Origin of the sequence: Pseudomonas sp. B7, from assembly GCF_016735645.1 — a bacterium.
Lineage (GTDB): Bacteria > Pseudomonadota > Gammaproteobacteria > Pseudomonadales > Pseudomonadaceae > Aquipseudomonas > Aquipseudomonas glycinae.
Map to the genome: position 1 here is coordinate 89,128 of NZ_JAERRE010000015.1, position 12,314 is coordinate 101,441.

Consider the following 12,314-nt stretch of genomic DNA (forward strand, 5'->3'; position numbering starts at 1 on the left):
GCCATGAACGTTCTGCGTTGCGCGAAAACCATGAAATGCTTGCTCGCTGCCGCGCTGGTGGCGATCACCCTGTCGGGCTGTGTCGTCGAACCGGTTCGCCCGCATCGGCCACCACCGATCGTCGAAGTGGTTCCGGTCATGCCTGCGCCGGGTTATCACTGGGTTGCCGGGCATTACCGCTGGGCCGGCAACCAATGGCGCTGGATGCCGGGACATTGGCGGACGTATTGAGGCCGGTCACTGCGCAGGGGCAACGACCTTGAACTTGATGTCGATATCCTTCGACACCACGGTGTCCGCCCACTCCCCCGCGCCGAGGCCGAACTGGTCGCGCTTGAGCACCAGTTCGCCGTCGAAGATGCCAATGCTGCTATCGGGTTTGAGTTGCACCGGCACCTGCACCTCACGGGTGATGCCTTTGAGGGTCAGGTGGCCGTCGACCAGATAACGGTCGGCGCCGACCGGGCTGAAGCGGGTCGATTCGAACACCGCCACCGGGAATTTATCGGTGTCGAACCACGCCGGTTTCACCAGCTCGGTATTGGCATCTTCACTGCCGGCGTCGATGCTGGTCAGGTCGATGTGCAGCGTGGTGCGGGCGTTGGCGAGGTTATCGCTGTCGAAATCCAGCGTCGCGTCGAACTTGCCGAACGTGCCGTACATCCGCGAGCCCATCTGGCTGTAAGTGAAACTGATCTGGCTGGCGGTGGTGTTGACCCGGGTGTACTCCACCGCACTCGCAGCAGGGATGAAGGTCAGGCAAGACGCGGCCGCCAACAACAATCGAATCGACATGCAATGCTCCGGCGCCCGATGGGTCTCGAATGACTTAAGCAAACATCCGGCACTTGTGCCAGCCTCACCAATGTCTACCCGGATCGCTTCATCACACCAACCGCTCAATCTTCTGATGCTTCCAGACCCGTGTGTAATACAGCGTCTGCAACACCAGCATCCCCAGATACGCGATCGGAAACGCCATCCACACACCCTGCAGACCGAACTTCCCGTCCAGCCAGTAGGCCGCCGGCAACTGCACACCGAGCACGCAAATGATCGCCACACCCACCGGCACCAGCACCGTGCCGCTGGCGCGCATGATGCCGCCGATGATCGCCTGGAAACCGAAGATCAACAGGCTCCACAACATGATGTGCAACAGGTGTTCGGCCATTGCCCGGGTCGAGTCTTCGGTCAGGAACAGCCCCAGCAGCCAATGCGACAACAGGTAGCCCGCCAGGATCAAACCACCGGTCAGGCACACGTTGATCCACAGCCCGGTGCGCAGGATCGGGCCCATTCGCTCCAACCGCCCGGCACCGATCGCCTGGGCGCCGAGGATCGACGCGGTGATCGCAATCGACAGCGCCGGAAACTGCACGTAGTTGACGATCTGCGTCACCGCGCCATAGGCCGCCGTCGCCTGCGAGCCATGCTGGTTGACCAGCGCCAGGATCACCAGCTCCGACAGCGACAGCACGATCATCTGCACCCCGGTCGGCAGACCTATGCGCAACACCTTGCCGAGAATCACCCCGTCCAGACGCAACGCCGCAAAGAACTCGCGATCCGGCGCCAGCGGATGGCCCTTGCGAATCAGGCGCCATGACAGCCACGCCAACGACGTCAGCGTACCGACCAGACCCGCAATTGCCGCGCTCTGAATGCCCAGTTGCGGCAAGCCGATCCAGCCGCGAATGAACGCCGGTGTCAGCGCCAGCCCGACAACGGTCGACAGCAGCAGCGCCAGCATCGGCGACAGCGTATCGCTCACCCCACGTAACAACTGGGTGAACAGCACGTACACCAACACAACCGGCAAGGTCCACATCATCACCCGCGCATAGGCCACCGCATCATCCAGCACATCCGCCGGCGTGCCCAAACCCTGCAAGGCCTGACGCGCAAACACACTGCCCAGCACCGCCGCCACCAGCCCGATCAACACCCCCAGCAACAACGTCGCCCCGGCAATCGCCTTGACCATGTGCGACTCACGCGCGCCCCACGCCTGACCGATCAACACCCCTGCCCCGGCGCCCAGGCCGATGACCAGCGCGATGAAGAAAAAGATGATCGGAAACATGCCGGACACCGCCGCCAGCGCCTGCGTGCCGAGCATCTGGCCGATGTAAATGCTGTTGACCGTGCCCGACATCGATTGCAGGAAGTTAGACAGCACCATCGGGGCGAGGAACAGCAGGTAGGTTTTCCAGAGGGGGGATTGAGCGGGGGTTTGCATTGAGGATCCGTCTCGGGTGGGAGCTGATGACAGAGTCTAAAGTATGCGATGCCGTTCAGGTCGTACCGGTTTGCATTAAAACTTCGTAATCTGCACCTCGACCAATGTGCATAGCCTCCCCATCACGACAGGAAGTGAATCCCCCCATGCGCCGTTCCCCATTTCTGCTGAGTTGCACCTTATTGACTGTTCTGGCGACGACTGCCCACGCCGCCCCCGCCCCCTCGCCCGAGGTGGTGCAAGGATTGGTGAACACGTTGAACGAACGCCTGAACATCGGCGACCTCGTCGCCCTGACCAAATGGGACAGCGGCAAACCGATCCAGGACAGCCCCCGTGAGGCACAGGTGATCGACAACGCCCGCAAGCTGGCCGCCGAACGCAAGCTCGATCCGGAAGACGTCGCGCAGTTGATCGCCGCACAGATGGAGGCCAACAAACTGGTGCAGTACGGTTTGCTCGCACAGTGGCAGGCAGCCGGTGCCGCGCCAGACACGCCGCGCCCGGACTTGGGCAAGCAGATTCGCCCGCGTCTGGACGAGTTGCAAACCCGTCTGCTGCAGCAATACGCCGACTTCGCGCCCTACCGCCACGACCCGAACTGCCCGGCGTGGCTGGCCAAGGCTCGCGCCGGTCTGACCCGCGATGCGCTGCATGATCTGGCCCTGACCCGCGCCACCGGAGAGCTGTGCATTCGGCCGCTGGTGCCCTAGAACAAGGGTTCCGGCATTCATTGCTGGCGTCGATAGTCACCATCAGCTCAATGAAGTTCTCATAAAAAATCCGCGGCGTAACATCGGCTCCATACCCAACAAACAACACCCCTGGAGCACACGATCATGAAACGCCAAATCCTTCTCGGCATCGCTTTCTCGGTTCTTGCAGTCAACGCTTTTGCAGCCAAACCCGCCCACACCATGATCGCCGAAGGCGGTTCGGATCGGTTGATTGAAAGTCGAGTGGCTGAGGGTGGTTCGGATCGTTTGATCGAACGCCGCGTTGCCGAAGGTGGCGCTGATCGTCTGATCGAACGTCGTGTTGCTGAAGGTGGCGCTGATCGTCTGATCGAACGCCGCGTTGCTGAAGGTGGTTCGGATCGTCTGATCGAACGCCGCGTTGCCGAAGGTGGCGCTGATCGTCTGATCGAACGCCGCGTTGCTGAAGGTGGCGCTGATCGCCTGATCGAACGCCGCGTTGCATAAGTAAGCAGCGCATAAAGATAAGCCCGGCCTGATCAGCCGGGCTTTTCTTTGCGCGCGCTTTTTGCGTTTGCTGGGTAAGCTCTTAGCCCGACGCTGCGAATTCAGGTTTCCCATGGACATTGAACGACTACTGAAGAAAAAACAGCTCAACGTGCAGGAGCAAAACGCAGTCGTTGCGCATCGTTTGATGCTTTGCGCCAGTGAATGGCGCAAACAGGGTGTACCTGTCGCCCTGGCCCGATACGCAGAGTACCAAGGCATCGACTGGTCGTCGTCCATCGTGCTGGAACTGGAAATCGACTTTCCCGGCATGCCTCGCCTGTTCGGACTTTTGCTGGATCAAAACGAATGTTTCATCGCATTTGAAATCGATACGGACGCCTCCCATGAACACATTGAATCCGTGGATCGCTGGGAGGACGTCTCGTCGATGCAAAATACTTCGACATCTAATCCGGGCACAGGTAAAGGCTTTGCCTCGATCGCGCTGGACGTGAAGCGTCAGCTTGTTTGATCGCTCTTTGCGCAACGCTCACTCTTCGGCGTCTTGAAGTCGTCACTGGTTGAGTATCTACGCCTCATCAAAAGGAGCACTCATTGAACATGGGCCCGAAAACCGAAACGCTGATCAAGGTACTGAATGAGCTAATCAGTGTTCTGGAAAGCGACGGAGAAGCGCACTGGAGCGCGTGGATGCGAAAAGCTCGCGCACGATTGCTGGACTCCGATTATTCCGGAATCACGTGGCTGCTCTCGGCCTATGGCGGGATGGGGTCCTTCAATGATGTCGTGCTCGGACAAACCAGCATCAACGGTGCATTTGCCTGGAAGCGCGGCTATGGCGAACTGAATGCAAAATTTGCCGAACTCCGTGAGCAAGCCTACGAGCTGGCCAATGAAATCAGGCACATGCAGCGATAACGGCATTCATTTCTGGCGTCGATAGTCACCATCAGCTCAATGAAGTTCTCATAAAAAATTCGCGGCGTAACATCGGCTCCATACCCAACAAACAACACCCCTGGAGCACACGATCATGAAACGCCAAATCCTTCTCGGCATCGCTTTCTCGGTTCTTGCAGTCAACGCTTTTGCAGCCAAACCCGCCCACACCATGATCGCCGAAGGCGGTTCGGATCGGTTGATTGAAAGTCGTTTAGCTGAGGGTGGTTCGGATCGTTTGATCGAACGCCGCGTTGCTGAAGGTGGCGCTGATCGCCTGCAAGAACGTCGCGTTGCCGAAGGTGGCGCTGATCGTCTGCAAGAACGTCGCGTTGCCGAAGGTGGCGCTGATCGCCTGCAAGAACGCCGCGTTGCTGAAGGTGGCGCTGATCGTCTGCAAGAACGCCGCGTTGCCGAAGGTGGCGCTGATCGTCTGCAAGAACGCCGCGTTGCCTGAATAAAACGCTCTACCGCTGTACAAACAAAAAGCCCGGCCTGATCAGCCGGGCTTTTTCACGTCCAACCGGTGCTTATTGCACGGTTTTCAGTTTGACCACATCACCGGAGACCTTGGTGGTATAGCCGCTCAGGACCCATGCCCAGAACCAGTTTTCCTGAATCTGAGTATTGATCATGGCGTCGCCGCCCTTGGCCTTGATCGCGGCATCCTGTGCACGGACGAAACGGCTGTTCTGCCGGATCGGGATCACGCCGAACAGCATCAGGCCGGTGGCGCTGGCTTCGCTGTGGCCAATCACGGTGTATTGGCTGCTGTCGTAATGTCTGGTGTTCATCGGGGTGCCGGTGCAACCTGCCAGAACCACACCGAACAGTGCGGCGGCGACTACTTTGCTGAGGTATTTCACTGCGAGACTCCATGGGTAAACGCCCGGGATCCGTCTCTCGGGCGGCGCACACTTTACCGAACGCAATGGCTCATTGATATCAGTCTCGGCAGGTTTTCATTAAACGCCTTGCTGGCAGCCCGTCCGCGATGTCGCATACCATGGCGCCACTTCAATAAAAACAGACCTCGCTCATGCTCAAAGCCAGCCTGCGTAGCCACCTGACTCTCTGGTTTGCCGGTTTGTCTCTGCTGACGCTATTGAGCGTGGGCTTTTACGTCGGTGATATCGCCACTGAACAAATGAAACGCGCCAGCGGCAATGCGCTGCTGAGTACCGCGCGGTCGGCGGCGACGCTGCTGGGCGAGCAGTTGCGCGAGCGGCAACTGGAGGTCTATCTGCTCAGCCGGGCGCCGCATCTGGAACGCGGCGATCTGGACAATCCGGCAATTCTCAAATCGATGCAGCTGCGCACCGAAGCCCGCTCCGAGTATGCGTGGATGGGGGTGACCGACGCTCAGGGGCGTGTGCATCAGGCAGTCAACGGTTTGCTGGTCGGTCAGGTCGTGCAACAGCGCCCATGGTTTCAGGCCGGTCTGCGCGGGGAATACACCGGCGATCCGCACGAAGCCGTTTTGTTGGCGAAACTGTTGCCGGGTCTGCCCAACGGCGAGCCACTGCGCTTCATCGACTTCGCCGCGCCCATCCGCAACGCCGATGGCCAGGTGATCGGTGTGCTCGGCGCCCATGCGCACTGGAGCTGGGTCACGCACATCGTCGAATCGGCAGCGATGTCGCACAAGGGGGCGGAGCCGGATATCGAAGCGCTGATCATCGATCACGACGGCAAGGTGCTGTACCCGGAAGCGCTGGTTGGTCAACAAATGCCGGCCAAGGATCCGAAGTCCCCGGGCTGGGTCGTCGGCAACGGGTACCTGACCAGTGAGGTGACGGTGCCGACGCCTACGGGCACCGCGCTGTCGTGGTCGATTGCCGTGCGTCAACCACTGGACACTGCGCTGCAACCGGCGCGACTGCTGCTTTATAAACTGCTGTTGCTGGGGGTTTTCGCCGCCGTGACATTCGGACTCGTAGCGTATTACCTGGCGCTGTACCTGAGCCGACCCATCGAGCACCTCGCGCGTTCAGCCCAAAAAGTGCAGAACAACCAGCCTGGTGCGTACTTTCCGCTCCGGCATCCCGTGCGGGAAATTGCCCAGCTCGGCCAGTCCATCGATGCCATGACCCAATCGCTGCTCGCCAAGGAGCGTGAGCTGCAGGAGACCAACGCATCGCTCGAAGCCACCGTCGCCCAACGCACGGCGGCCCTGACCCTGGCCAACGCCGAGCTGCTGAACCTGGCCACCCACGATGGCTTGACCGGTGTCTACAACCGCCGCCGTTTCGACGAAAAACTCACCGAATACAGCCTGCTGTTCCGTCGTACCGGGCGGCCGTTTGCATTGCTTCTGATTGATGCCGATCACTTCAAACGCATCAACGACACTCACGGCCATGCGGCCGGCGACGACGTACTGCAGCAATTGGCGCAGCTGATCCAGATCAGCATCCGGAGCACGGATTTCGTCGCCCGTTACGGAGGCGAAGAATTTGCGGTGCTGCTGCCGGAAATCGCCAAACCCGATACGCCCGATATCGTCGCCGAAAAGATTCGATCAGCGATTGCCGAGGCGGATTTTCCAGCAGTCGGCCCGGTGACGGTCAGCATTGGTGTCAGCCTCGCCGACCCGGCCGACAACACCCCCACAGCACTGGTCAAACGTGCCGACCAGCAGTTGTATAAGGCGAAAGCGGCAGGCCGCAATCAAGTGGCCTGTCAGGCTTCTCTCGTCGAGGTGAGCGAAAATGGCTGATGCAAACTCGACGCCGCCATGATTCATTTTGGCGAAAGCCCGACCCCCTCTGCGACTCAGGGGGCGTCGATCAAAGATGTGACTGCACGATTGAGACTGGCGCTGAAGTAAACCGCTTTATTGCTGCATGTCTTTGATCAGATCGGCCATCAACAGATCAGACACGTGGGTAAACGCCTTGCGCAGAACTTCGGGATCTCTTGCATATTGCTCCGGCAGGTAAGCAAGGTTGTTGGCGTCATTGAATACGGAGATCGTTTCAAAGTTGCGCCACACCGCCGAGCCCTTGCGCTTGATCTGAGCGGTTGCGCCAATAACCGGATACAACTCGGTGCTGAAGTTTTTCAGGCTCAACCCCCATTGCGAGACGATGATCTCGATCTCGGCATCAGCCTGCTCGCCTTCTCCGACTATTGTGAACAGCCGCTCCTGCTGAACCCGGTCAACGAAACTCTGGCGGACCAGTTTGGCCAGGTCGATATCATTGGCCTTCATGTTGTTGAGGATTGCCCGGGAGATATCCCCCGTCAGCACATCACCATTTTTTGTCCCCTCCACAGACCCCGCGCCTGCCAATGCATTGACTTGTGTCGTCGATGCACCGGCCGCCATCCCGGTGGCTGCGCCGGCACCGGCACCGAGTCCCGCGCTCCAGGCTTGGGTCATGCTGGTGTATTTGAAGTTTTCGACGGCGACATACACGGGGAGCACTTTCAGGGTCTTGATTTGCTGACGATCTTCGACACTGAAATTTTTGGTGACGCATCCGCAGAGCAGCAAGAGTGAGCCAACAACAATGAGCAATTTTTTCATGGCGGGGAAAGTTCGAGGGAATGGATGTCAGACTTATCGCCCGCACTCGCCAATCCTTGAACATGGCATGACTCACTGCCACGGAAAAATTGGGGCGCGTGCCAGACTAACGCCCCGCCCCCTCAAATGCGCAGCTCCCGCACAGGCGCTTCATTGCTGAGAAAAGGTCTGCAGATACGCCAACAAATTATCAATCTTCTCCTCGTCACTCAGTCCCCAGAAAATCATCCGCGTCCCCGGCACCACGCCCTTCGGATCTTTCAGATACTTCGTCAGCGTTTCACGATCCCAGGTCAGGCCGGAGTTTTTCATCGCATCGGAGTACACGTAATTCGCCGACGTACCCGCCGGGCGGCCGATGATGCCGTTGAGTTCCGGACCGAATCCCGGCCGGGCAGATTCGCCGACTTGATGACAACCGCCGCACAGGCGCGGGAAGATTTTTGCGCCGGCCTCGGCGTCACCAGCGGCCAGAACGGGTGTACTGAGCAGGCCAGCGTTGAGGATCAGGGCGAAAGTCAGTGCAGCGTTTTTCATCAGGGATTTCCAGGTCTTCGGCGGCGCCAAGGGTAATCCTGCGCGGTCACTTGCGCTACAGGTAGGCGCCCACGACCTGGCGGACTTTGAGCAAGGCTTGACGCAGGGCAAGCATGTCCACCGAGCCCAACGCCAGCCGAATCGCGTGGGGCACATGGGTGGACACGGTGAAGGGCTCGGCGGTGGTGACGGAAACCTGTTCGTGCATCAACTCGACCACGATGTGGTCGGCCCGAATATCTTCCGGCAGCGGCAGCCAAAGAAAATACGAAGAGGGATGGCCGACAGTCGGCAGGCCTTCGAGGATCTGCGCGGCCAGAACTTGCCGGGCCTGGGCGTCGCTGCGCTTTTGCGCTTCGAGCAAGGTGACGGTGCCGTCGTCGAGCCAGCCGCAGGCGATGGCGGTCATCACGCCGGGGGTGTTCCAGGTGGTCGCACGGATGATCCGCTCCAGCGCCGCCACCCGCTCGACCGGCGCGGCGATGAAACCGACACGCAGGCCGGTGGCGATGTTTTTCGACAGGCCCGACACGTAGACCGTGCGCTCCGGCGCCAGATCAGCCAACGGCGGTGGTGGGCTATCGACCAGAAAGGCGTAGGCCGCGTCCTCGATGATTGTCAGATCATGCCGGTGGGCAATCGCGATCAAATCCTCACGTTGTTCCAAAGGCATCACCCAGCCCAGTGGATTGTGCAGGGTCGGCATGCTGTACACCGCACGCACCGGTCGTTGGCGGCAGAGTTTGTCGAGGGCCGCCAGATCGGGGCCCTGCTCATTGACGGGGATCGCCACTACTTCCAGGTGCAGCGCTTCGGCCAACACTTTGAATCCCGAATAGGTCAAGGCGTCGGCGGCAATCACATCGCCGGGTTTGAGTAGCGCCATCAACGTGACTGCCAGCCCTTGCTGCGCGCCGTTGACGATCAGCACCTGCTCGGCCTCGACACTCAAACCGCGTGTTTGCAGGTGCCGCGCCACCGAGGCCCGTTCATGCTGGCGACCGGCGTGGGGCTGATAGCGCAGCAGCGCTTCAAGGTCGCCGGACAACGCCAGCTGCCGCAACGCGGTGCGCAGCAGCTCGGCCTGCCCCGGCAATGACGGGTAGTTGAAGTTCAGATCGATCATGCCCACCGCGACGTCTTTCTGGTCGATGCCTTGCCCCGGCAACAACGACGTTTCCCGCACGAACGTGCCGCGCCCGGCTTCGCCGCTGACCAGGCCCATGGCCTCGAGCTCGGCGTACACCCGCGACGCGGTGACCAGCGCCAGCCCTTCGCTGGCTGCCAATTGCCGGTGAGTCGGCAAACGCGTGCCGGGCAACAGGCGGCCGGCGCGGATGTCAGCCGCAAAGGTGTCGACAAGAGTCTTGTAGCGAGAGCGCGGCATATCGGGCTGTATCCATGACAATTTTTTGATTGTCTTGATTCTCAGCCCTAGGATCGATTCGACGCAACCCACCTCCGAGCGCCACATCCATGGAACGAACCTCCCATCTCGGCACACCGGCCCTGGAAAAAACCAGCGGCTGGATCAATGGCTTCATCGGCGTCGTGATCTTCAGCGGCTCGCTCCCCGCCACGCGGCTGGCGGTGCTGGAGTTCGATCCGGTGTTCCTCACCGTCATCCGTGCGACCATCGCCGGCGCCCTGGCGTTGAGCCTGTTGTGGCTGTTTCGCGAACGACGGCCGGCGCGGGATCAGTGGTTCTCGTTGTTGATCGTGGCGCTGGGCGTGGTCGTGGGTTTCCCGTTGTTGACGGCCCTGGCGCTGCAATACGTGACGTCGGCGCATTCGATTGTGTTCGTAGGATTGCTGCCACTGGCGACGGCGATTTTCGGCGTGCTGCGCGGCGGTGAGCGGCCGCGTCCGGTGTTCTGGATTTTTTCGGTGCTGGGCAGTTCGCTGGTGGTCGGCTTCGCGATCTCGCAAGGCCTGACTGCCTCGCCCACCGGCGATTTGCTGATGCTGGCGGCAATTCTCGCCTGCGGCCTCGGTTACGCCGAAGGCGCCAAACTGTCGCGCACTCTCGGCGGCTGGCAGGTGATTTGCTGGGCGCTGGTGCTGTCGTTGCCGGTGATGGCCGTGCTGAGTGTCTGGCTGGCGCCCGCCTCGTTCAGCGGTATCAGCGTGTCGGCGTGGGTGTGTCTGGCTTACGTTTCGCTGTTCAGCATGCTGATCGGTTTCGTGTTCTGGTATCGCGGGCTGGCTCAGGGCGGGATTGCGGCGGTCGGACAGTTGCAGTTGTTGCAGCCATTCTTCGGTCTGGCACTGGCCGCGACGTTGCTGCACGAGCATGTCAGCATGGGCATGCTGGCGGTCACGCTGGGGGTGATCCTGTGCGTGGCCGGGGCAAAGAAATTCGCCAGATAGTCGTCAGCTCGCACCGGCCTTCCATTCACGCGGGCTGAGCCCGGTCTTGCGCCGAAACGCCCGGGCCAGCGCCGAGGGACTTTCATAGCCGACCTCTTCGGCGATCAGGGCGATCGGCCGTCCCTCGCGCAGGCGTTTCTGCGCGAGGCTGATCCGCCAGTTCACCAGATAATCCACCGGCGTCTGCCCCACCACCCGCCGGAAATGTTCGGCAAAACCGGCGCGGGACAGATTGGCCGCGCTTGCCAGTTCGGCGACGCTCCAGGCCTTGGCCGGCTGCTCGTGCATCAGGTTCAAGGCTCGGGAAATCTTCGGATCGGCCAGCCCCGCCATCATGCCCGGCTGCTGGTTTCGACTGCTGATGAGGTGGCGCAGCAGCAGAATCACCAGCAATTCGAACAACCGGTCCATCACCGCTTCTCGCCCGCAGTGGCCGTCGAAAGCTTCCTTGAACAGCCACTCCAGAGTGTTGGCCATTTCCGGCAGATCGGCGAGTTTCAGCACCAGGTAATCCGGCAGTGCCGCCGCCAGGGCATTGCCCGCGCCGCCGTCGAAGGTCAGTGAAGCGCAAACAAGTTGCGTGCCCATGGCTTCGTTGGCGAACAGGCGATGGGCCATGGGGCGCGGGAAAAAGATCAGGGTCGGTTCATTGAGCGAGAGTTCAGGATCATTGCCCGGCTTGAGCAACAATTCCCCCGCCTGCAACAGGTGCACATGCCCGCACACCTGATCGCCGCCGTAGGCGCTCACCCCGCAGAACGTGCCGCTGTGAAAGGTGCCGGCATTGACACCGAAATGGCTGAGCAAGGTGGACAGGCGATCCATTGAAGGACTCCTCCGGCGGCAGGTTTGGACGATCTGCCGCATATCCTCGACGATTTGCACCCAAAGCACCAGCCGCGCTCAATAACATGGCCTCCATCCCCGGCGCACTTCGCACCGGACTTTCGGAGAATCACCATGAGCCGCATCGCCCCTCTCAGCCTCGAAACCGCCACCGACGCCACTCGCCCGACACTTGAAGGCGTGCAGAAAAAAATCGGCTTCCTGCCCAACCTGTTCAAGACCCTGGCCACTGCGCCTGTCGCGCTGGATGCCTACGTGCAAATCTCGGCCACTCTGGGCAAGACCTCACTGAGTGCCAAGGAAAAAGAGGCGGTGTACCTGGCCACCTCGCAAGTCAACGGTTGCGACTATTGCCTGGCGGCGCACACCCTGTTTGCCAGCAAGGCCGGGCTGGCAGCAGAAGAAATCGTCGAAGCGCGTCACGGTCGACTGAATGCTTTTGCCACCCTTGCCCATCAACTGACCGAAACCCGCGGTCATCTGAGCGATGAACAGATTGCCGCCGCCCGCGCCGCCGGCATCGACGACAAGAAAATCATCGAAGTGATCGCCATCGTCGCCGCGCAAACCCTCACCAACTACCTGAACAACGCGGCACTGACCGACATCGATTTCCCTGCCATCGATGCCTGATCAGCCACCG

16 protein-coding genes are annotated in these 12,314 nt (G+C 60.6%); 9 read left to right on the forward strand and 7 right to left on the reverse strand.

The window, feature by feature from the left end:
• The first annotated feature begins 3 nt into the window (after window positions 1-3).
• Window positions 4-231 carry a YXWGXW repeat-containing protein gene (locus JKA62_RS26975; RefSeq protein ID WP_011334901.1) on the forward strand — a complete coding sequence of 76 codons (228 nt, stop codon included), beginning with the start codon at window positions 4-6 and terminating at the stop codon, window positions 229-231.
• Window positions 232-237: 6 nt separating this feature from the next.
• On the opposite strand, the gene JKA62_RS26980 is transcribed toward JKA62_RS26975, so the two are convergent.
• Window positions 238-795 (reverse strand): YceI family protein, encoded by a 558-nt coding sequence (locus JKA62_RS26980; protein WP_011334902.1) that lies wholly within the window; start codon window positions 793-795, stop codon window positions 238-240.
• A 91-nt stretch (window positions 796-886) separates the two neighbouring features.
• A complete protein-coding gene (locus JKA62_RS26985; RefSeq protein WP_201820332.1) occupies window positions 887-2,242 on the reverse strand; it encodes an MATE family efflux transporter in 1,356 nt (451 codons plus the stop codon).
• A 146-nt stretch (window positions 2,243-2,388) separates the two neighbouring features.
• Here JKA62_RS26985 and JKA62_RS26990 point away from each other — a divergent pair, with 146 nt between their 5' ends.
• The 5 genes from JKA62_RS26990 to JKA62_RS29085 all read left to right on the forward strand — a co-directional run bounded on the left by JKA62_RS26990 (window position 2,389) and on the right by JKA62_RS29085 (window position 4,843).
• Window positions 2,389-2,955, forward strand: a complete 567-nt coding sequence (locus tag JKA62_RS26990) for a chorismate mutase (RefSeq protein WP_201820334.1) — start codon at window positions 2,389-2,391, stop codon at window positions 2,953-2,955.
• A gap of 126 nt (window positions 2,956-3,081) precedes the next feature.
• Window positions 3,082-3,444, forward strand: a complete 363-nt coding sequence (locus tag JKA62_RS26995) for a hypothetical protein (RefSeq protein ID WP_201820337.1) — start codon at window positions 3,082-3,084, stop codon at window positions 3,442-3,444.
• A gap of 112 nt (window positions 3,445-3,556) precedes the next feature.
• Complete coding sequence (locus JKA62_RS27000) at window positions 3,557-3,958, forward strand: hypothetical protein (protein WP_039767347.1); 402 nt, start codon at window positions 3,557-3,559, stop codon at window positions 3,956-3,958.
• An 89-nt stretch (window positions 3,959-4,047) separates the two neighbouring features.
• Window positions 4,048-4,365, forward strand: a complete 318-nt coding sequence (locus JKA62_RS27005) for a DUF6966 domain-containing protein (protein ID WP_011334909.1) — start codon at window positions 4,048-4,050, stop codon at window positions 4,363-4,365.
• Window positions 4,366-4,480: 115 nt separating this feature from the next.
• A complete protein-coding gene (locus JKA62_RS29085; protein ID WP_330932857.1) occupies window positions 4,481-4,843 on the forward strand; it encodes a hypothetical protein in 363 nt (120 codons plus the stop codon).
• 73 nt (window positions 4,844-4,916) lie between these two features.
• Here JKA62_RS29085 and JKA62_RS27015 read toward each other — a convergent pair whose 3' ends face one another.
• Window positions 4,917-5,252 (reverse strand): hypothetical protein, encoded by a 336-nt coding sequence (locus JKA62_RS27015; protein ID WP_064380631.1) that lies wholly within the window; start codon window positions 5,250-5,252, stop codon window positions 4,917-4,919.
• A 173-nt stretch (window positions 5,253-5,425) separates the two neighbouring features.
• Between JKA62_RS27015 and JKA62_RS27020 the strand changes: the two genes are divergently transcribed.
• Window positions 5,426-7,105, forward strand: coding sequence for a sensor domain-containing diguanylate cyclase (locus JKA62_RS27020; protein ID WP_201820341.1), 1,680 nt, complete (start codon window positions 5,426-5,428; stop codon window positions 7,103-7,105).
• 117 nt (window positions 7,106-7,222) lie between these two features.
• On the opposite strand, the gene JKA62_RS27025 is transcribed toward JKA62_RS27020, so the two are convergent.
• The 3 genes from JKA62_RS27025 to JKA62_RS27035 all read right to left on the reverse strand — a co-directional run bounded on the left by JKA62_RS27025 (window position 7,223) and on the right by JKA62_RS27035 (window position 9,842).
• On the reverse strand, window positions 7,223-7,918 hold the full coding sequence (locus JKA62_RS27025) for a hypothetical protein (protein ID WP_201820344.1): 696 nt from the start codon (window positions 7,916-7,918) through the stop codon (window positions 7,223-7,225).
• Between the two features lie 150 nt (window positions 7,919-8,068).
• Entirely contained in the window at window positions 8,069-8,455 is a 387-nt protein-coding gene (locus tag JKA62_RS27030) for a c-type cytochrome (protein WP_064384071.1), read from the reverse strand.
• Between the two features lie 55 nt (window positions 8,456-8,510).
• Complete coding sequence (locus JKA62_RS27035) at window positions 8,511-9,842, reverse strand: aminotransferase-like domain-containing protein (protein ID WP_201820346.1); 1,332 nt, start codon at window positions 9,840-9,842, stop codon at window positions 8,511-8,513.
• An 89-nt stretch (window positions 9,843-9,931) separates the two neighbouring features.
• On the opposite strand from JKA62_RS27035, the gene JKA62_RS27040 reads away from it, so the two are divergent.
• Window positions 9,932-10,825 (forward strand): DMT family transporter, encoded by an 894-nt coding sequence (locus JKA62_RS27040; protein ID WP_201820347.1) that lies wholly within the window; start codon window positions 9,932-9,934, stop codon window positions 10,823-10,825.
• Between the two features lie 3 nt (window positions 10,826-10,828).
• Here JKA62_RS27040 and JKA62_RS27045 read toward each other — a convergent pair whose 3' ends face one another.
• Window positions 10,829-11,650, reverse strand: a complete 822-nt coding sequence (locus JKA62_RS27045; RefSeq protein WP_201820349.1) for an AraC family transcriptional regulator — start codon at window positions 11,648-11,650, stop codon at window positions 10,829-10,831.
• Between the two features lie 135 nt (window positions 11,651-11,785).
• Between JKA62_RS27045 and JKA62_RS27050 the strand changes: the two genes are divergently transcribed.
• The gene (locus tag JKA62_RS27050; protein ID WP_201820351.1) at window positions 11,786-12,304 is read left to right on the forward strand and encodes a carboxymuconolactone decarboxylase family protein; all 519 of its coding nucleotides are present in this window, start codon (window positions 11,786-11,788) and stop codon (window positions 12,302-12,304) included.
• Window positions 12,305-12,314: the final 10 nt, after the last annotated feature.

Excerpts from the sequence above, each read along its gene's own strand:
- JKA62_RS26975 (WP_011334901.1), top strand. The coding sequence starts at position 4 with ATGAACGTTCTGCGTTGCGCGAAAACCATGAAATGCTTGCTCGCTGCC.
- JKA62_RS26980 (WP_011334902.1), bottom strand. The coding sequence starts at position 795 with ATGTCGATTCGATTGTTGTTGGCGGCCGCGTCTTGCCTGACCTTCATC.
- JKA62_RS26985 (WP_201820332.1), bottom strand. The coding sequence starts at position 2,242 with ATGCAAACCCCCGCTCAATCCCCCCTCTGGAAAACCTACCTGCTGTTC.
- JKA62_RS26990 (WP_201820334.1), top strand. The coding sequence starts at position 2,389 with ATGCGCCGTTCCCCATTTCTGCTGAGTTGCACCTTATTGACTGTTCTG.
- JKA62_RS26995 (WP_201820337.1), top strand. The coding sequence starts at position 3,082 with ATGAAACGCCAAATCCTTCTCGGCATCGCTTTCTCGGTTCTTGCAGTC.
- JKA62_RS27000 (WP_039767347.1), top strand. The coding sequence starts at position 3,557 with ATGGACATTGAACGACTACTGAAGAAAAAACAGCTCAACGTGCAGGAG.
- JKA62_RS27005 (WP_011334909.1), top strand. The coding sequence starts at position 4,048 with ATGGGCCCGAAAACCGAAACGCTGATCAAGGTACTGAATGAGCTAATC.
- JKA62_RS29085 (WP_330932857.1), top strand. The coding sequence starts at position 4,481 with ATGAAACGCCAAATCCTTCTCGGCATCGCTTTCTCGGTTCTTGCAGTC.
- JKA62_RS27020 (WP_201820341.1), top strand. The coding sequence starts at position 5,426 with ATGCTCAAAGCCAGCCTGCGTAGCCACCTGACTCTCTGGTTTGCCGGT.
- JKA62_RS27025 (WP_201820344.1), bottom strand. The coding sequence starts at position 7,918 with ATGAAAAAATTGCTCATTGTTGTTGGCTCACTCTTGCTGCTCTGCGGA.
- JKA62_RS27030 (WP_064384071.1), bottom strand. The coding sequence starts at position 8,455 with ATGAAAAACGCTGCACTGACTTTCGCCCTGATCCTCAACGCTGGCCTG.
- JKA62_RS27035 (WP_201820346.1), bottom strand. The coding sequence starts at position 9,842 with ATGCCGCGCTCTCGCTACAAGACTCTTGTCGACACCTTTGCGGCTGAC.
- JKA62_RS27040 (WP_201820347.1), top strand. The coding sequence starts at position 9,932 with ATGGAACGAACCTCCCATCTCGGCACACCGGCCCTGGAAAAAACCAGC.
- JKA62_RS27045 (WP_201820349.1), bottom strand. The coding sequence starts at position 11,650 with ATGGATCGCCTGTCCACCTTGCTCAGCCATTTCGGTGTCAATGCCGGC.
- JKA62_RS27050 (WP_201820351.1), top strand. The coding sequence starts at position 11,786 with ATGAGCCGCATCGCCCCTCTCAGCCTCGAAACCGCCACCGACGCCACT.